The following is a 17,542-nucleotide window of genomic DNA, read 5'->3' on the forward strand; positions in this document are numbered from 1 at the left end:
ACACCTCTGCAGCAGGGGGCTGGGCCCCTGCTGTCTATTCGAAGAGAATCGATGTGAAAGTACTGACTGTATTTGGTACACGACCGGAGGCCATTAAGATGGCGCCTCTGGTCCATGCGCTGGAAAAAGATCCTCATTTCGAGGCCAAAGTATGCGTTACTGCGCAGCATCGGGAGATGCTTGATCAGGTGTTAACTCTTTTTTCGATTGTGCCTGATTACGATCTCAACATTATGCAGCCGGGACAGGGGTTGACGGAAATTACCTGCCGAATTCTGGAGGGATTAAAGCCGATCCTGGCGGATTTTAAACCGGATGTAGTGCTGGTTCATGGTGATACTACCACCACGATTGCTACCAGCCTGGCGGCTTTCTATCAACGTATCCCGGTAGGACATGTAGAAGCCGGGTTGCGAACCGGTGATCTCAACTCTCCCTGGCCGGAAGAGGCAAACCGCACGCTGACCGGCCACCTGGCGATGTACCATTTTGCGCCGACAGAAAACTCACGACAGAATCTGCTGCGAGAGAACATTCCTGATGGGCGTATTTTCGTCACCGGTAATACTGTTATTGATGCGCTGATTTGGGTACGCGACCGTGTCCTGGCAAGCGAGACGTTACAGGCGGAACTGGCCGAGCAGTACCCTTTCCTCAGCGCAAATAAGAAAATGATTCTGGTGACCGGACATCGACGTGAAAGCTTTGGTCAGGGTTTTGAGCATATCTGTCATGCACTGGCGGAAATCGCCGCGGCGAATCAGGATGTGCAAATTGTCTATCCGGTACATCTCAATCCCAATGTCAGTGAACCTGTCAATCGTATCCTCGGTCATGTTGAAAACGTATTACTGATTGAGCCGCAGGATTACTTACCCTTTGTCTGGCTGATGAATCACGCCTGGCTAATTCTGACGGATTCCGGCGGTATTCAGGAAGAAGCGCCGTCATTAGGTAAACCGGTACTGGTCATGCGTGAAACCACCGAACGTCCGGAAGCGATTACCGCCGGTACGGTAAGGCTGGTCGGTACGGACTCCCGGCGCATTGTGGCGGAAGTCATGCGTCTGTTGCACGACGAAAATGAATATCAAACCATGAGCCGCGCCCATAATCCTTATGGCGATGGGCAGGCATGCGAGCGCATTTTACAGGCGTTAAAAAGTCATCGGGTATCGTTATGAGTTTTACGACCATTTCTGTTATTGGGCTGGGTTATATTGGATTACCGACTGCCGCTGCTTTTGCTTCTCGCCAGAAGCAGGTTATCGGCGTGGATATCAACCAACATGCGGTAGACACCATAAATCGCGGTGAAATTCACATCGTGGAGCCGGAATTAGGCAACGTGGTGAAGACGGCAGTGGAAGGTGGTTTTCTGCGTGCAACAACGGTGCCTGTCGAGGCTGATGCTTATCTGATTGCGGTGCCGACGCCATTCAAAGGCGACCACGACCCTGACATGGCCTATGTTGAAGCCGCGGCGAAATCTATTGCGCCAGTGTTAAAAAAAGGCGCGCTGGTTATTCTGGAATCGACATCGCCGGTCGGCGCAACGGAGCAAATGGCTGGCTGGCTGGCCGGGTTGCGTCCGGATCTGACCTTTCCCCAGCAAGCGGGCGAGCAGGCCGATATTAATATCGCCTATTGTCCGGAGCGCGTGTTGCCGGGTCAGGTGATGGTCGAACTCATTAAAAACGATCGTGTTATTGGCGGTATGACGCCCGTATGTTCAGCTCGCGCCAGCGCGCTGTACAAAATTTTCCTTGAGGGTGAATGCGTTGTCACCAACTCCCGCACTGCGGAGATGTGCAAGCTAACTGAAAATAGTTTCCGTGATGTGAATATCGCCTTTGCTAATGAATTGTCGCTGATTTGCGCCGATCAAGGCATAAATGTCTGGGAATTGATCCGTCTGGCGAACCGCCATCCACGTGTCAATATCTTGCAGCCGGGGCCGGGCGTCGGCGGGCATTGCATTGCGGTCGATCCGTGGTTTATTGTGGCGCAAAATCCGCAGCAGGCGAGGCTGATTCGCACCGCCCGTGAAGTCAACGATGGCAAACCGCACTGGGTGATCGGGCAGGTAAAAGCCGCCGTTGCAGATTGCCAGGCGGCCACAGATAAACGCGCCAGTGAAGTGAAGATCGCCTGTTTTGGGCTGGCTTTTAAGCCGAATATTGACGATCTGCGTGAAAGTCCTGCGATGGGGATTGCGCAAAGTATCGCCCGCTGGCACAGCGGCGAAACCGTTGTTGTCGAGCCGAACATCCATCAGTTGCCGAAAAAATTAGACGGTCTTTGCATACTGGTGAAACTGGACGTGGCGTTGGCCGACGCCGATGTGCTGGTGCTGCTGGTTGATCACGACGAATTTAAAGCCATTCGCGGCGATGCGGTTCATCAACGTTATGTGGTGGATACCAAAGGAGTCTGGCGCTGATGAAACGGATTTTGGTGACTGGCGGTGCAGGATTTATCGGATCTGCGGTAGTGCGGCATATCCTCCAGGAAACGGCAGATGCCGTGGTGGTGGTGGATAAACTGACCTATGCCGGAAATCTGATGTCTCTGGCGCCAGTGGCGCAAAGCGACCGCTTTGCCTTTGAAAAAGTGGATATCTGTGATCGGGCGTCACTGGACCGTATTTTCCAGCAGTATCAGCCTGATAGCGTGATGCACCTGGCGGCGGAAAGTCACGTAGATCGCTCCATTGACGGTCCGGCCGCGTTTATCGAAACCAATATTGTTGGTACCTATACCTTGCTGGAAGCCGCTCGCGCTTACTGGTCCGCGCTTGATGCGAATGCTAAAGCGGCGTTTCGTTTCCACCATATTTCTACCGATGAAGTGTACGGTGACCTGTCTGGCGCGGACGATTTTTTTACCGAAACCACGCCGTATGCGCCAAGTAGCCCTTACTCCGCCTCCAAAGCCAGCAGCGACCACCTGGTGCGCGCCTGGTTACGTACTTACGGTTTACCTACGCTGGTCACCAACTGCTCCAATAACTACGGACCATACCATTTCCCGGAAAAGCTGATCCCGCTGATGATTCTTAACGCGCTGGCAGGCAAACCGTTGCCTGTTTATGGCAACGGTCAGCAAATTCGCGACTGGTTGTATGTGGAGGATCACGCCCGTGCGTTATATCACGTGGTGACAAATGGCGCGGTGGGAGAAACGTATAATATCGGTGGTCATAACGAACGTAAGAACCTGGATGTCGTCGGGACAATTTGCTCTCTGCTGGAAGAACTGGCCCCGCAAAAACCACAGGGACTGGCGAATTATCGTGATCTGATTACCTTTGTCGACGATCGGCCCGGCCATGACCTACGTTATGCCATTGATGCAACGAAAATCGCCCGCGAGCTGGGATGGACGCCGCAGGAAACCTTTGAAAGCGGGATGCGAAAAACGGTTCAGTGGTATCTCGCCAATGAGGCCTGGTGGAAGCCCGTGCAGGATGGCAGTTATCAGGGCGAGCGCTTAGGTCTGAAACGCTAAAAAGCAGGCTCTTACTCCTGGAGGAGAAACGAATGAAAGGCATCATTCTGGCGGGAGGTTCCGGCACCCGGTTACATCCCATTACGCGGGGCGTATCAAAACAGCTTCTGCCTGTCTACGACAAGCCGATGATTTATTATCCCTTGTCGGTACTCATGCTGGCGGGCATACGGGAAATTCTGATTATCACCACGCCGGAGGATAAACGAGACTTTCAGCGTTTATTGGGGGACGGCGCGGCGTTTGGTATCGATTTACACTATGCTGAGCAGCCCAGCCCGGACGGGTTGGCCCAGGCTTTTATCATTGGCGAAGCGTTCCTCAAGGGTGAGCCATCCTGCCTGGTATTAGGCGATAACATCTTTTTTGGTCAGGGGTTTAGCCCTAAACTCCGTCAGGTCGCATCGCGGACTGCAGGCGCCACGGTATTTGGCTATCAGGTCATGGATCCGGAACGTTTTGGCGTCGTGGAATTTGACGATGATTTTCGGGCAATCTCGCTGGAAGAAAAGCCGAAGCAGCCCAAATCTAACTGGGCAGTCACCGGTCTCTATTTTTATGACAGCAACGTCGTCGAGTATGCGAAACGAGTAAAACCTTCCGGACGCGGCGAGCTGGAGATTACCTCCATCAACCAGATGTACCTTGAAGAGGGTAAGCTGACGGTAGAACTGCTGGGCCGCGGTTTCGCCTGGCTGGATACCGGTACACACGACAGCCTGATTGAAGCGAGTACCTTCGTGCAAACGGTGGAAAAGCGTCAGGGCTTCAAAATTGCCTGTCTGGAAGAGATCGCCTGGCGTAATGGCTGGCTGGATGATGACGGTCTGAAACGCGCCGCCAGCCAGCTTGAAAAAACGGGCTATGGCCAATATTTACTGGAGTTGCTTCGTGCCCGTCCGCGCCAGTATTGAACCTCTATGCTGGGAAAATACGTTCTTTGGCATAAATAGCGCCATTGTACGTATTGATGCGTGCGCGCCCGAATTAACGCCAGAGGCGTTACAGACGTGGGAACGCGTGCAGGCGAAAGTGCCGGCTGAAAATACCGTCTGGCTGGAGGCATTGCAATCGCTGGGGTTCTCTTTGGTGGAAGGCGAGGTGGATTTCGCGTTGTCAGTAGCAAAAGGACATGATGCTCGACATGGCGCGGAAATTGCACAACTTACGGACATTCCTGTTTTGCGTCAGCTGGCCGGAGAGGCATTTGCGCAAAGCCGTTTTCGCGCGCCCTGGTATGCGCCCGACGCCAGCGCCCGTTTCTACGCTCAGTGGATTGAGAATGCGGTACGTGGCACGTTTGATCACCAGTGCCTGGTGCTTCGCGCCGCGTCAGGCGCTATCCGCGGTTACGTTTCGTTGCGGGAATTGAATGATACCGAGGCGCGTATCGGTCTGTTGGCCGGACGTGGCGCGGGAGCGGAACTTATGCAGGCGGCGATCTGTTGGGCGCAGAGTCGCGGCAAAACAATATTGCGGGTGGCGACCCAGTTGGGCAATACCGCCGCGCTTAAACGTTACATACAGAGCGGTGCCACTATCGATAGCACGGCTTACTGGTTATACAGGTGACAACATGATTCCTTTTAATGCGCCGCCGGTGGTGGGAACCGAACTTGAGTACATGCAGTCTGCAATGAGCAGCGGCAAACTGTGTGGCGATGGCGGCTTTACGCGTCGTTGCCAGCAGTGGCTGGAGCAACATTTCGGCAGCGCGAAGGTGTTGCTGACGCCTTCCTGTACCGCATCGCTGGAGATGGCGGCGCTGTTGTTGGATATCCAGCCCGGTGATGAAGTGATCATGCCGAGCTTTACCTTTGTTTCTACCGCTAACGCCTTTGTCCTGCGCGGCGCGAAAATTGTGTTTGTCGATATTCGCCCGGATACGATGAATATTGACGAAACGCTGATTGAGGCGGCGATCACCGATAAGACCCGCGCTATCGTGCCGGTTCACTATGCTGGCGTCGCCTGTGAAATGGACGTCATCATGGCGCTGGCGGAGAAATATAATCTGTTTGTTGTTGAAGACGCCGCCCAGGGCGTGATGTCCACATACAAAGGCCGCGCGTTAGGAACGATTGGCCATATCGGCTGTTTTAGTTTCCATGAAACCAAAAATTATACCGCTGGCGGCGAAGGCGGCGCGACGCTGATTAACGATCGTACGCTGATTGAACGCGCGGAGATCATCCGCGAAAAAGGCACTAATCGCAGCCAGTTCTTCCGTGGTCAGGTGGATAAATACACCTGGCGGGATATCGGCTCCAGTTATCTGATGTCCGATCTGCAGGCCGCCTACCTGTGGGCGCAGCTGGAGGCCGCCGATCGTATCAATCAACAACGACTGTCGTTGTGGCAGACTTACCACGATGCGTTAACGCCGCTGGTGCGCGCCGGACGTATTGAGCTGCCTTGCATACCGGAAAACTGTGAACATAACGCCCACATGTTTTACATCAAACTGCAGGATATCGCCGATCGCAGCGCGCTGATTAACTTCCTGAAAGAAGCGGAGATTATGGCTGTATTCCACTATATTCCGCTGCATGATTGCCCGGCGGGCGATAAATTCGGCGAGTTTATCGGGGAAGATGTCTACACCACGACAGAGAGCGAACGTTTGCTGCGTCTGCCGCTGTTTTATAACCTTGCGCCCGTCGATCAACGAACGGTGATTGCTACCTTGCTAAATTATTTCTCCTGATATGTCGCTTGCTAAAGCCTCCCTGTGGACGGCGGTCAGTACGCTGGTAAAAATTGGCGCCGGACTGCTGGTGGTGAAACTACTGGCCGTCTCTTTTGGTCCTGCGGGCGTCGGTCAGGCGGGTAACTTCCGCCAGATGATCACCGTCCTGGGCGTGCTGGCGGGCGCCGGGATATTTAACGGCGTTACCAAATTTGTTGCGCAGCACCATGATGACCCGACACGGTTACGTTCCGTGGTGGGCACTTCTTCTGCGATGGTGCTGGGTTTCTCGACGCTGCTGGCGCTGATCTTCCTGCTGGCGGCGGCGCCAATCAGCCAGGGACTGTTCGGTCACACACACTATCAAGGGCTGGTACGCCTGGTCGCGTTGGTACAAATGGGGATCGCCTGGGCGAACCTGCTGCTGGCGCTGATGAAGGGTTTTCGTGACGCGTCGGGTAATGCCTTATCGTTAATTGTCGGCAGTTTTTTGGGCGTTGCTGCCTGGTACCTCTGCTACCGTGTCGGCGGTTACGAAGGCGCGCTGCTTGGCCTGGCGCTGGTACCGGCGCTGGTCGTGGTGCCTGCCGGCGTAATACTGGTTAGGCGCGGTACAGTCCCGCTACGTTATCTGAAGCCCTCCTGGGACAACGGTCTGGCAGGGCAACTCAGTAAATTTACCCTGATGGCGCTGATTACCTCCGTCACGATGCCGGTCGCCTATGTGATGATGCGAAACCAACTGGCAGCGCACTATAGCTGGAGCGATGTCGGGATCTGGCAGGGCGTAAGTAGTATTTCTGACGCCTATCTGCAATTTATCACCGCCTCCTTCAGCGTTTACCTGTTACCGACGCTCTCACGTTTAACGGAAAAACAGGACATTACGCGTGAAGTGGTGAAAGCGTTGAAATTTGTTTTACCGGCTGTCGCGGCAGCGAGTTTTTCCGTCTGGCTACTGCGCGATTTTGCTATCTGGCTGCTTTTTTCCGCTAAATTCACCGCGATGCGCGATCTGTTTGCCTGGCAGCTGGTGGGTGACGTGCTGAAAGTTGGCGCCTATGTTTTCGGCTATCTGGTGATTGCCAAAGCGTCGTTGCGATTTTACATTCTGGCTGAAATTAGCCAGTTCATTCTGTTAACGGCGTTCGCCCACTGGCTGATTCCCGCTCACGGCGCGCTGGGCGCGGCACAGGCTTATATGGCTACTTATATTGTCTATTTTTCACTTTGTTGCGGCGTATTTTTACTTTGGCGTAGGCGAGCATGACTGAACTGATTCACGTCCTGGGATCGGATATCCCTCACCATAACCACACCGTGCTGCGGTTTTTTAATGATACGCTGGCCGCCACAAGTGAACACGCGCGCGAATTTATGGTTGTCGGCGAGGACAACGGCTTTATGGAGAGCTGTCCGGCGCTCTCGCTTCGTTTTTATGGTAGTAAGAAAGCGTTGGCGCAGGCGGTCATCGCCAAAGCGAAGGCAAATCGGCGCCAGCGATTCTTCTTTCACGGTCAGTTCAACACCAGCCTGTGGCTGGCGCTGTTAAGTGGCGGTATTAAGCCTGCCCAGTTTTACTGGCATATCTGGGGCGCGGATCTCTACGAAGTGTCCCACGGGCTGAAATTTCGCCTTTTCTACCCGCTTCGTCGTATCGCGCAGGGGCGAGTAGGGTGCGTATTCGCGACGCGCGGCGATCTCAGCTATTTTGCGCGCCAGCATCCGGGCGTGCGCGGCGAGTTGCTCTATTTTCCGACACGCATGGATCCCTCCCTGAATTCAGTGGCAAAAGGTGGTCAACGTACGGGAAAAATGACCATATTGGTGGGCAACTCCGGCGATCGGAGTAATGAACATATTGCGGCGTTACGGGCAGTGCATCAACAGTTTGGCGATACGGTAAATGTGGTGGTGCCGATGGGCTATCCAGCCAATAACCAGGCTTATATTGATGAGGTGCGCCAGGCGGGACTGGCATTATTTAGTACTGAAAACCTACGAATTCTTAGCGAAAAAATGGAATTTGATGCCTATCTGGCACTGCTTCATCAGTGTGACCTCGGCTATTTCGTTTTTGCTCGCCAGCAAGGGATTGGGACGTTGTGTTTACTGATTCAGGCCGACGTCCCGTGCGTGTTGAACCGCGACAATCCTTTCTGGCAGGATATGGCGGAACAGCATCTGCCCGTCCTGTTTACCACAGATGACTTGAATGAGCAGGTGGTCCGTGAGGCACAGCGCCAGCTCGCGTCGGTAGATAAAAGCGGCATCACCTTCTTTAGCCCTAATTACCTGCAACCGTGGCATAATGCGTTGAGAATCGCCGCAGGAGAAGCCGAATGAGTTTGATGCAATTCAGCGGGCTGCTGGTGGTCTGGCTGCTCTCTACGCTGTTTATCGCCACGCTGACCTGGTTTGAATTCCGCCGCGTGCGTTTTAATTTCAATGTGTTCTTCTCATTGCTGTTTTTATTGACCTTCTTTTTTGGTTTTCCGCTAACCAGCGTGCTGGTGTTTCGTTTCGACGTTGGCGTCGCGCCGCCGGAAATTTTATTGCAGGCATTGTTATCTGCGGCCTGTTTCTACGGCGTATATTACGTGACCTATAAAACGCGTTTACGCAAACGCGTTGTGGATGTGCCGCGCAAGCCGCTATTTACCATGAACCGGGTGGAAACCCATCTTACCTGGGTGATCCTGATGGGCATCGCGCTGGTGAGCGTAGCGATTTTCTTTATGCATAACGGCTTTTTGCTGTTCCGTCTGCACTCCTACAGCCAGATCTTCTCCAGCGAAGTTTCCGGCGTGGCGTTAAAACGGTTCTTCTATTTCTTTATTCCGGCGATGCTGGTGGTCTATTTCCTGCGTCAGGACAGTAAAGCGTGGCTGTTCTTTCTGGTGAGCACCGTCGCGTTTGGTCTGTTGACCTATATGATTGTCGGCGGCACGCGCGCCAACATCATTATTGCGTTTGCTATCTTTCTGTTTATCGGCATTATTCGAGGCTGGATCAGCCTGTGGATGCTGGCGGCGGCGGGCGTACTGGGGATTGTCGGTATGTTCTGGCTGGCGCTTAAACGCTATGGGTTAAATGTCAGTGGCGATGAGGCGTTCTACACGTTTCTTTATCTGACGCGCGATACTTTTTCGCCGTGGGAGAATCTGGCGCTGCTGTTGCAAAATTACCACAATATTGATTTTCAGGGGTTGGCCCCTATCGTGCGTGATTTCTACGTCTTTATTCCCACCTGGTTATGGCCGGGACGCCCCAGTATTGTGCTGAATTCCGCGAATTACTTTACCTGGGAAGTCCTGAATAACCATTCCGGCCTGGCGATTTCGCCCACGCTGATTGGATCGCTGATAGTCATGGGCGGAGCACTATTTATTCCGCTCGGCGCGATCGTTGTCGGGCTGATCATCAAATGGTTCGACTGGCTGTATGAACTGGGTAACCAGGAGACCAATCGCTATAAGGCGGCGATTTTGCACAGTTTTTGCTTTGGCGCCATTTTTAACATGATTGTGCTGGCGCGGGAAGGGCTGGATTCGTTTGTTTCACGAGTGGTCTTCTTCCTGGTGATTTTTGGCGCCAGCCTGCTGGTCGCTAAGCTTCTGTTCTGGCTATTTGATAGCGCCGGACTGATCCATAAACGCACCACTTCGCTCCCTCAGGCACAGGTAGAAGGAAAACTATGACCCATAACGCCAATGCGCCTCTCTATTCTCTACGTGGATTACCCCTGATTGGCTGGCGCGACATGCAACACGCACTGAATTATCTGTTTGCCGACGGGCAACTGAAGCAAGGCACGTTGGTGGCGATCAACGCCGAAAAGCTGCTGACGGCAGAAGATAGTCCGGAAGTACGCGCGTTGATAGCGGCGGCGGAATTTAAATATGCTGATGGCATCAGCGTCGTGCGCTCAATACGTAAAAAATTTCCGCAGGCGCAGGTCTCTCGCGTGGCTGGCGCCGATCTTTGGGAGGCGCTGATGGCGCGTGCGGGTAAAGAGGGTACGCCGGTCTTTCTTGTCGGCGGCAAGCCTGAAGTGCTGGCGCAGACGGAAGAAAAACTACGGGCGCAGTGGAACGTCAATATTGTGGGTAGCCAGGATGGTTACTTTACGCCGGAGCAGCGCCAGGCTTTGTTTGCGCGTATCCATGCCAGCGGGGCGAAAATTGTCACCGTCGCGATGGGATCGCCGAAACAGGAATTGCTAATGCGCGATTGTCGGGAAGTGCATCCCCATGCGCTATATATGGGGGTGGGCGGTACCTATGATGTGTTTACCGGTCACGTTAAACGCGCCCCGAAACTATGGCAGAACCTGGGGCTGGAATGGCTGTATCGTCTGCTTTCTCAGCCGAGTCGTATTAGCCGTCAGGTACGTTTGCTGCGCTACCTTCGCTGGCACTATACGGGCGACCTCTAATTTCCCCTTCTGAGCATTTGAGCAGCGCATTGTCCTTATGCGTTGCTCATTCACAATACAATCGATGCTTTATTACACAATAAATGCATTTTTTTAATGCTTCATTTGCCATTTATCCAAATTTAAGAAAATATTCGCAACAATCGATGTACCCATAACAATAACCGGCACGACCGGAACCGTTGCAAACACGACATGAGGATTTATGGCAGAGAAAAAACCGGAGCTACAGCGTGGGCTGGAAGCTCGTCATATTGAATTGATTGCCCTTGGTGGCACTATCGGCGTCGGACTCTTTATGGGGGCCGCCAGTACGCTGAAATGGGCAGGTCCATCCGTGCTACTGGCGTATATTATCGCCGGGCTGTTCGTCTTTTTTATTATGCGTTCGATGGGGGAGATGCTTTTTCTGGAACCCGTCACCGGCTCCTTCGCCGTGTACGCTCATCGCTACATGAGTCCGTTTTTTGGCTATCTTACCGCCTGGTCGTACTGGTTTATGTGGATGGCGGTCGGGATCTCGGAGATTACTGCCATCGGGGTCTACGTTCAGTTTTGGTTCCCGGAGATGGCGCAATGGATACCCGCGCTGATTGCCGTGGGGCTGGTAGCGTTAGCGAACCTGGCGGCGGTGCGTCTGTATGGTGAAATCGAGTTCTGGTTTGCGATGATTAAAGTCACCACGATCATTGTGATGATCGTGATTGGCCTGGGCGTGATTTTCTTCGGTTTTGGCAACAGCGGTCAGGCGATTGGCTTTGGTAATCTGACCGAGCATGGCGGATTTTTTGCTGGCGGCTGGAAAGGTTTTCTGACCGCATTATGTATCGTGGTAGCCTCTTATCAGGGGGTTGAGTTGATAGGCATTACCGCTGGTGAGGCGAAGAACCCGCAGGTTACGTTGCGTAGCGCGGTGGGTAAAGTGCTGTGGCGTATCCTGATTTTTTATGTTGGCGCGATTTTCGTTATTGTCACCATTTTCCCGTGGAATGAGATTGGCAGCAATGGTAGCCCCTTCGTACTCACCTTCGCGAAAATCGGCATTACCGCCGCGGCAGGCATTATCAACTTTGTCGTGCTGACGGCGGCGCTCTCCGGCTGTAACAGCGGAATGTATAGCTGTGGGCGTATGCTTTACGCGCTGGCGAAAAACCGTCAACTGCCAGCGGCAGTCGCGAAAGTCTCTCGCCACGGCGTGCCGGTGGCGGGTGTGGCGCTCTCTATTTTGATTTTGTTGGTTGGTTCCTGTCTGAATTACATTATCCCGAATCCCCAGCGCGTCTTTGTTTACGTTTATAGCGCAAGCGTATTGCCGGGGATGGTGCCATGGTTTGTGATTCTGATTAGCCAGTTACGTTTTCGTCGGGCGCATAAAGTGGCGATAGCGAGTCATCCTTTTCGTTCCATTATGTTCCCGTGGGCGAACTATCTGACGATGGTGTTTCTGGTTTGCGTTTTAATCGGCATGTACTTTAATGAAGATACCCGCATGTCGCTGTTTGTCGGCGTCATCTTCCTGTTGGCCGTGACGCTGGTCTACAAAGTTTTCGGCCTGAATCGTCACGGAACCGCCCACAAGGTGGGGGAATAAGCGACAAAACGCGCAAAGCGTAACCAAACGCGCATTTTATTTAAAAAGGCACTGGACAGCGGGGTGTGAAGTCCGTATTATCCACCCCCGCAACGGCGCTAAGCGCCCGTAGCTCAGCTGGATAGAGCGCTGCCCTCCGGAGGCAGAGGTCTCAGGTTCGAATCCTGTCGGGCGTACCATTTATTTAGGTGCTTGAGCTGCGGTGGTTTAATACCGCGTAAAAAGTTTCAGTGGTGGCTATAGCTCAGTTGGTAGAGCCCTGGATTGTGATTCCAGTTGTCGTGGGTTCGAATCCCATTAGCCACCCCATTAATATAGAGTTGTGAAACGCGAAGGTGGCGGAATTGGTAGACGCGCTAGCTTCAGGTGTTAGTGTCCTTACGGACGTGGGGGTTCAAGTCCCCCCCCTCGCACCACGACTCAACGAGTTGAACTAAAAACTCAAAAAGTAGTACATCGGCGAGTAGCGCAGCTTGGTAGCGCAACTGGTTTGGGACCAGTGGGTCGGAGGTTCGAATCCTCTCTCGCCGACCAATTTTGAACCCCGCTTCGGCGGGGTTTTTTGTTTTCTGTTCCTTTTTACTCCGTTATTCTGCGTATGTTGGCCTCGTGGGCTATGGAACGTTATTACCCCTCCGTGTTTGTCGCTATTCGGTGACAAATAATCTTTTGATATATAAAACTTTTATTAAACATCACCTGTTTTGTCTCCGATGGGCGACACATTAAAGCTTCGCCTGCAGCAGGGAGACGACAATGTCGTGAATTTTCTACGCTTTTTTATCTCCTACGCTTGTTTTTTAGCGGTGCAAAAATGGCACGTTATGTGCAATAATATATGGGTAGATGCTCATTCCATCTCTTATGCTCGCCGTCTGGCTTCATAAACTCAGGAATGATGCAGAGCCGTTTACGGTGCTTATCGTCCACTGACAGATGTCGCTTACGCCTCATCAAACACCCTGGACACAACGTTGAGTGAAGCACCCCTTTATGTTGTCATATAGACCTGTTTTGACGCCTGCCCCTTAACCGGGCAGGCGTTTTTTTATAGGGAACGTGGATGGGTTGCCGGGCGGTAGTGCAGGCCCGGTCAGCGAAGCGCCACCGGGCAGCAAGACGATTATTGTGAGGGATTGTTCTGTAACGTTAGCATCAGGCCGTCACGGCGCATGGCGGCAGCCTCCTCAGGCTGATGCAGTCGGTCGAGCGCATCGGCAAGCCAGGCGTAATCATAAGCGTCCGGACGCTGTTTCAGCGCGGCGCGGAACGCCAGAGTTGCCTCCTGCCATTCGCCGTGTTTCATCAGTGACTGGCCGAGTGTGCTCCATAACAGTGGGCGATCGCCTACCGTTTTGATTTGCTGGCGCAGCACTTTCTCCAGTTGTTCCGGATTATTGGTTTTGAGGCGGGGAATCGGTAATACCAGTCGATCGTCATACTGGCGTTTCAGGCCGTCGATGATAATTTGCTGCGCCATATCATGATCGTCACATTCGATCAGATGTTCAGCCATGGCGACCTGAAGCGCCACCTGATGGCGGGTTTTACGGCTTTGGTTTTTCCACCAGGTGCGTAATCCTTCGCTACCCTGCTCGGCGCGAGCCTGATCCATCAACCCTATCCATGCCTGTTGTTCAAGCCGTGCGCGATGCGCTTCATCGCCGACGTTTGCTTTCGCCATCGACGGGATGATATCCAGTAAAGAACTCCATGCGCCGGTACGAATATAGGCTTGTTCCGCCAGGCGCAACACCTCCGGGTGACGCGGTGTGACTTCCAGCAGCTTGTCCACACCGTGGCGCGCCGCATGATTTTCATTGCGCGCCAGCTGTAAACGTACGCGGGTGATCTCTACCGGGATGGTGTCGTTCCCCGCCAGCTCTGCCGCACGTTCAAGGTGTTGATTAGCGCGCGCTTCATCACCACGCTGCTGCGCTGCTTCCGCCGCCAACAGATAGTTCACTACCGGCTGCTCAGCATGATCGGCATTTTTTGACATCAGCTTTTCAACCTGCTGATAGTCTCCTTCCGCCAGCTTAAGCAGCGCCTGTTCGGTTTGCTTGCGGGCGCGGCGGCGTTTACGGCCGGCAAACCAACCACGGGTATGCGCACCGGTACGAAACAGACGGCGTAGCAGCCACTCAATGATGAATAACACCACCATAGTGACGATGAGAATGATCGCCAGCCCGGTGACGCTGGTTTCAATATTGTAGTTATCGGTCTGGATTAGCACATAGCCCTGATGACCGGCAATCATCGGACCGACCACAATGCCGGCGAGTAACAATACAAAGAGCAATAATACTTTCAGCATCATTATTCTCCTTGCGGCGCGGCTGCCGGGGCGTTTGTCTGCGTTGCAGGCACAGACGGCGCTTCTGTTGCAGAGGCCGTCGGTTGCGCCAGTAGATTACGTACGCGGGTTTGCATCAATTTTTCAAGAATTGCCTGGCTTTGCAGCGTTTCCGGCAGATCCATGGTGATATTTTGCTGGCTTAATTTATCAACCTCTTCCAGGAAGGCTTTTGTTGCGGCATCGTCAGTATCGTAGTAAGCGCGAACCCAGGTCGAAACGTTATCCAGCGCCTGGCGGTATGTTTCTTCCTGATGGCGTGGGACGGCCTGCGCGGCGACTAACAGGCGGGAGCGGATGTTTTCGCGCAGATAGACGTCCTGGTTCGGCGCCAGCAGCGGTACGGCGGTGTCATCGCGGCGACGAATAGTAATAAAGCTGTCCATAAAGTTCTGCCAGCTTTTTTGTAGGTTGACGCGCCATTCGCTTAGCGAACTGGACAACTCGCTGCTGTCTGAATCCATCGGTGAATCATCAGTATCGTTGTCAGCCAGGCGCAGATTATCTATTTGGTTAGAGAGCTGATTGAGTTTGAGAATAATACCGTCGTAGTCGATCTGCGTAACGGATGCCAGGCTGGCAATATCGTCAGTAATCGCACGCCGCGCGGTAATCAGGCTGGGGTCGTTCATGTCCGCCAGGCTGGCGTCAGCGCTTTTGAGCAACGCGGCGGCGGTAGTGACATCCTGATCGCTCCACAGCTTGCGTCCGGCGAGTTTTACCAGGAAATCAGCCTGCGCCAGCAGCCAGGTTTTTGCATCGCTGCCGGAAATAGTAGCGACTTTCTGTTGTACCTCATCAAGCTGCTTCGCCAGCGCCGCCTGCTGGCGATTCGCTTCATCTAACTGCGTCGCTTGTTTTTTGATAATCCCTTCCAGCTCCGCTTTTTGACTCTCCTGCGTCTTTTGTAAAGCAGTCAGTTGAGTTGCCAGCGCATCGTTGGTTTCTGTTTGCGCGGTCGCCTGTTGTTTCCCCCAACTGTAAAGCCCAATACCCGCCGCCAGAGCAATCGCGATTGCTACCGCGCTTAATACCAACGCGGCGCCATTCTTACTTTTTTTGCCGGCATTGGCTGGCTGTGGCGTGGTTTCCACGGTCTCCCTGGTCTCATCAACCACGGCGGAGGATTTTTCTTGTTCCGTCATTATGGCATCCCATTATGAGAGTTATTGTAATGCGCGCAATAGCGCATCGTTGTCGGCGTTATCAGCGACCTTAATATCCTGCCAGCCCAGTTCCCGGGCGAGGTTCGCCAGACGCTCACTGACGACCAGCAGCCGACAGCGTAGTAACCAGTGCTCACGATACCACTGGGGAATCAGCGACCAGAGCTGCTGCAACATTTCGCCGCTGGTAACAACAAGTGTTGTTACGCCGCGAGCATGCCAACGCATCGCTTCTTCTGCGCCATCGTAATGTTTCGCACTTCGTTGATAACATTCACAAAAACTGACTTCGGCTCCGCGAGCGGTTAGGGTTTCACCCAACAGTTCGCGCCCACCGTTGCCACGCAAAATCAGCGCGCGTTTGCCCGCAATATTTTGTAATTCAGGTAATTGTAGCAAGACTTCGCTGATTTCCCGATCCAACGGATAACGAATATCAAACCCGCTAACGGTATGAAGAGCGAGCGCTGTGGTGCGGCCAATCGCAAAATAGCGCGGTAACGCAGGCCAGTGCCGACCATCCTGCTGGAGGCGGGCATGAGCGAAGGCGACGGCGTGCTGAGAAAGGGCAAAAACCAGATCGTTTTCCGTCAGTGTCGCCAGACGGTCAGCAAGGGTAGGCAGTTCCTGACCGGCGACAAATTCAATCAGCGGAAAACTCCAGGCCACCTGCCCCAGTGTGCGCAGACGGCTCACTAACGCCTCCCCTGCGGGAGAGGGGCGGGTGACCAGAATACTCATGCGGGCGCCTCGCCGTTATAAACTTCCGTCAGAATCGCGCGCGCGCCGTTTTCCAGCAGTTCCTCTGCAAGCGAGATGCCCATTTGCTCCGCCTGCTCGGGAGAACCACGACGTTCGCCGCGCACCATCACCGAACCGTCCGGTGCGCCAACCAGCGCGCGTAGCCAAATTTCGCCGTTGATGATTTCTGCATAGCTGCCAATCGGCACCTGACAGCCGCCTTCCAGGCGGGTGTTCATGGCGCGTTCCGCCGTTACGCGCAGCGCGGTTTGCGGGTGATTCAACGGTGCGAGCAGTGCCTGCGTTCGCGCGTCGTCAAGACGACATTCAATCCCGACGGCGCCCTGGCCTACGGCAGGAAGCGAAACGTCGGGCGGCAAGGCTGTGCGAATACGCGATTCCAGGCCTAAGCGTTTCAGACCTGCCACGGCCAGGATAATGGCGTCATAGTCGCCGTTGTCCAACTTGCCGAGGCGTGTGCCGACATTGCCGCGCAACGAACGGATAATGAGGTCTGGACGGCGTTCCGCCAGTTGACACTGACGCCGTAAGCTGGACGTCCCGACGATACTGCCCGCGGGCAGATCATCCAGACTGTGGTATTTATTCGAGACAAAAGCGTCACGCGGATCTTCGCGCTCGCAAATTGTCACCAGGCCGAGACCGTCCGGAAAAGCCACCGGAACGTCTTTCATGGAGTGCACAGCGATATCGGCGCGTTTTTCCAGCAGCGCGATTTCCAGCTCTTTAACAAACAGTCCCTTGCCGCCCACTTTTGCCAGAGGGGTGTCGAGGATCACATCGCCGCGCGTGACCATCGGCACCAGTTCCACGATCAGTCCCGGGTGGGTTGCCATCAATGCGTCTTTGACATAATGTGCCTGCCAAAGCGCAAGGGGACTTTGGCGTGTGGCAATTCTTAAAACATTGTCTAACATGCTTGTTACCGTCATTATCAATCATTGACCATCCTAACATCCTTATAGAGAGGATGTTAGTTTTCCGGTCACCGTGAGTGAGAGGATAAGGCGCTGTGTCGTCAATGGCA

General features: G+C 53.8%; 15 protein-coding genes and 4 tRNA genes. 15 read left to right on the plus strand and 4 right to left on the minus strand.

The genetic code is table 11. The annotated features are described in order from the left end of the window. The first annotated feature begins 53 nt into the window (after window positions 1-53). The 15 genes from wecB (at window position 54) to SBG_RS18095 (ending at window position 12,762) form a co-directional block, all read left to right on the plus strand. On the plus strand, window positions 54-1,184 hold the full coding sequence (gene wecB / locus SBG_RS18025; RefSeq protein WP_000866681.1) for a non-hydrolyzing UDP-N-acetylglucosamine 2-epimerase: 1,131 nt from the start codon (window positions 54-56) through the stop codon (window positions 1,182-1,184). Next, window positions 1,181-2,443 (plus strand): UDP-N-acetyl-D-mannosamine dehydrogenase, encoded by a 1,263-nt coding sequence (gene wecC / locus SBG_RS18030; protein WP_000011248.1) that lies wholly within the window; start codon window positions 1,181-1,183, stop codon window positions 2,441-2,443. Before wecB ends, wecC begins: the two co-directional genes overlap by 4 nt. Then, window positions 2,443-3,510: a dTDP-glucose 4,6-dehydratase gene (rffG, locus tag SBG_RS18035; RefSeq protein ID WP_000822158.1), complete on the plus strand. Its 1,068-nt coding sequence runs from the start codon at window positions 2,443-2,445 to the stop codon at window positions 3,508-3,510. Before wecC ends, rffG begins: the two co-directional genes overlap by 1 nt. A 32-nt stretch (window positions 3,511-3,542) precedes the next feature. Continuing rightward, a complete protein-coding gene (gene rfbA / locus SBG_RS18040; protein ID WP_000676073.1) occupies window positions 3,543-4,424 on the plus strand; it encodes a glucose-1-phosphate thymidylyltransferase RfbA in 882 nt (293 codons plus the stop codon). Next, window positions 4,402-5,082, plus strand: coding sequence for a dTDP-4-amino-4,6-dideoxy-D-galactose acyltransferase (rffC, locus tag SBG_RS18045; RefSeq protein WP_001145146.1), 681 nt, complete (start codon window positions 4,402-4,404; stop codon window positions 5,080-5,082). The genes rfbA and rffC overlap by 23 nt, the downstream gene beginning before the upstream one ends. Before the next feature lie 4 nt (window positions 5,083-5,086). Further along, window positions 5,087-6,217 carry a dTDP-4-amino-4,6-dideoxygalactose transaminase gene (rffA, locus tag SBG_RS18050; RefSeq protein WP_000612085.1) on the plus strand — a complete coding sequence of 377 codons (1,131 nt, stop codon included), beginning with the start codon at window positions 5,087-5,089 and terminating at the stop codon, window positions 6,215-6,217. A 1-nt stretch (window position 6,218) separates the two neighbouring features. Continuing rightward, window positions 6,219-7,469: a lipid III flippase WzxE gene (wzxE, locus tag SBG_RS18055; RefSeq protein WP_000050282.1), complete on the plus strand. Its 1,251-nt coding sequence runs from the start codon at window positions 6,219-6,221 to the stop codon at window positions 7,467-7,469. Further along, window positions 7,466-8,545: a TDP-N-acetylfucosamine:lipid II N-acetylfucosaminyltransferase gene (locus tag SBG_RS18060; RefSeq protein ID WP_000137504.1), complete on the plus strand. Its 1,080-nt coding sequence runs from the start codon at window positions 7,466-7,468 to the stop codon at window positions 8,543-8,545. The genes wzxE and SBG_RS18060 overlap by 4 nt, the downstream gene beginning before the upstream one ends. Beyond that, window positions 8,542-9,900 carry an ECA oligosaccharide polymerase gene (gene wzyE / locus SBG_RS18065; protein WP_000055603.1) on the plus strand — a complete coding sequence of 453 codons (1,359 nt, stop codon included), beginning with the start codon at window positions 8,542-8,544 and terminating at the stop codon, window positions 9,898-9,900. Before SBG_RS18060 ends, wzyE begins: the two co-directional genes overlap by 4 nt. After that, the gene (wecG, locus tag SBG_RS18070) at window positions 9,897-10,637 is read left to right on the plus strand and encodes a lipopolysaccharide N-acetylmannosaminouronosyltransferase (protein WP_000149479.1); all 741 of its coding nucleotides are present in this window, start codon (window positions 9,897-9,899) and stop codon (window positions 10,635-10,637) included. Before wzyE ends, wecG begins: the two co-directional genes overlap by 4 nt. Before the next feature lie 205 nt (window positions 10,638-10,842). Then, a complete protein-coding gene (gene thrP, locus SBG_RS18075) occupies window positions 10,843-12,228 on the plus strand; it encodes a bifunctional threonine/serine APC transporter ThrP (RefSeq protein ID WP_000818385.1) in 1,386 nt (461 codons plus the stop codon). A gap of 102 nt (window positions 12,229-12,330) precedes the next feature. Continuing rightward, window positions 12,331-12,407: transfer RNA gene (locus tag SBG_RS18080), tRNA-Arg, on the plus strand. Window positions 12,408-12,461: 54 nt separating this feature from the next. Next, window positions 12,462-12,537, plus strand: a tRNA-His gene (locus SBG_RS18085). 20 nt (window positions 12,538-12,557) lie between these two features. After that, window positions 12,558-12,644 (plus strand) — tRNA-Leu (locus SBG_RS18090). 41 nt (window positions 12,645-12,685) lie between these two features. Beyond that, window positions 12,686-12,762, plus strand: a tRNA-Pro gene (locus tag SBG_RS18095). 589 nt (window positions 12,763-13,351) lie between these two features. Here SBG_RS18095 and hemY read toward each other — a convergent pair. From hemY to hemC, 4 genes are read right to left on the minus strand one after another with little or no spacing between them, the layout of a single operon-like run. Next, complete coding sequence (gene hemY / locus SBG_RS18100; RefSeq protein WP_024135150.1) at window positions 13,352-14,548, minus strand: protoheme IX biogenesis protein HemY; 1,197 nt, start codon at window positions 14,546-14,548, stop codon at window positions 13,352-13,354. A gap of 2 nt (window positions 14,549-14,550) precedes the next feature. After that, window positions 14,551-15,732 (minus strand): uroporphyrinogen-III C-methyltransferase, encoded by a 1,182-nt coding sequence (hemX, locus tag SBG_RS18105; protein WP_000138970.1) that lies wholly within the window; start codon window positions 15,730-15,732, stop codon window positions 14,551-14,553. Between the two features lie 21 nt (window positions 15,733-15,753). Then, window positions 15,754-16,494 (minus strand): uroporphyrinogen-III synthase, encoded by a 741-nt coding sequence (gene hemD / locus SBG_RS18110; protein WP_000026034.1) that lies wholly within the window; start codon window positions 16,492-16,494, stop codon window positions 15,754-15,756. Further along, window positions 16,491-17,432, minus strand: a complete 942-nt coding sequence (hemC, locus tag SBG_RS18115) for a hydroxymethylbilane synthase (RefSeq protein WP_015703079.1) — start codon at window positions 17,430-17,432, stop codon at window positions 16,491-16,493. The genes hemD and hemC overlap by 4 nt, the downstream gene beginning before the upstream one ends. Between the last annotated feature and the right edge of the window lie 110 nt (window positions 17,433-17,542).

This window comes from Salmonella bongori NCTC 12419 (genome assembly GCF_000252995.1).
Lineage (GTDB): Bacteria > Pseudomonadota > Gammaproteobacteria > Enterobacterales > Enterobacteriaceae > Salmonella > Salmonella bongori.

What these genes read in the sequence shown, in the direction of transcription:
- wzyE (WP_000055603.1), top strand. Translation starts at nt 8,542, where the DNA reads ATGAGTTTGATGCAATTCAGCGGGCTGCTGGTGGTCTGGCTGCTCTCT.
- rffG (WP_000822158.1), top strand. Translation starts at nt 2,443, where the DNA reads ATGAAACGGATTTTGGTGACTGGCGGTGCAGGATTTATCGGATCTGCG.
- hemX (WP_000138970.1), bottom strand. Translation starts at nt 15,732, where the DNA reads ATGACGGAACAAGAAAAATCCTCCGCCGTGGTTGATGAGACCAGGGAG.
- rffA (WP_000612085.1), top strand. Translation starts at nt 5,087, where the DNA reads ATGATTCCTTTTAATGCGCCGCCGGTGGTGGGAACCGAACTTGAGTAC.
- hemC (WP_015703079.1), bottom strand. Translation starts at nt 17,432, where the DNA reads ATGTTAGACAATGTTTTAAGAATTGCCACACGCCAAAGTCCCCTTGCG.
- rfbA (WP_000676073.1), top strand. Translation starts at nt 3,543, where the DNA reads ATGAAAGGCATCATTCTGGCGGGAGGTTCCGGCACCCGGTTACATCCC.
- wecC (WP_000011248.1), top strand. Translation starts at nt 1,181, where the DNA reads ATGAGTTTTACGACCATTTCTGTTATTGGGCTGGGTTATATTGGATTA.
- hemD (WP_000026034.1), bottom strand. Translation starts at nt 16,494, where the DNA reads ATGAGTATTCTGGTCACCCGCCCCTCTCCCGCAGGGGAGGCGTTAGTG.
- wecG (WP_000149479.1), top strand. Translation starts at nt 9,897, where the DNA reads ATGACCCATAACGCCAATGCGCCTCTCTATTCTCTACGTGGATTACCC.
- hemY (WP_024135150.1), bottom strand. Translation starts at nt 14,548, where the DNA reads ATGCTGAAAGTATTATTGCTCTTTGTATTGTTACTCGCCGGCATTGTG.
- SBG_RS18060 (WP_000137504.1), top strand. Translation starts at nt 7,466, where the DNA reads ATGACTGAACTGATTCACGTCCTGGGATCGGATATCCCTCACCATAAC.
- wzxE (WP_000050282.1), top strand. Translation starts at nt 6,219, where the DNA reads ATGTCGCTTGCTAAAGCCTCCCTGTGGACGGCGGTCAGTACGCTGGTA.
- thrP (WP_000818385.1), top strand. Translation starts at nt 10,843, where the DNA reads ATGGCAGAGAAAAAACCGGAGCTACAGCGTGGGCTGGAAGCTCGTCAT.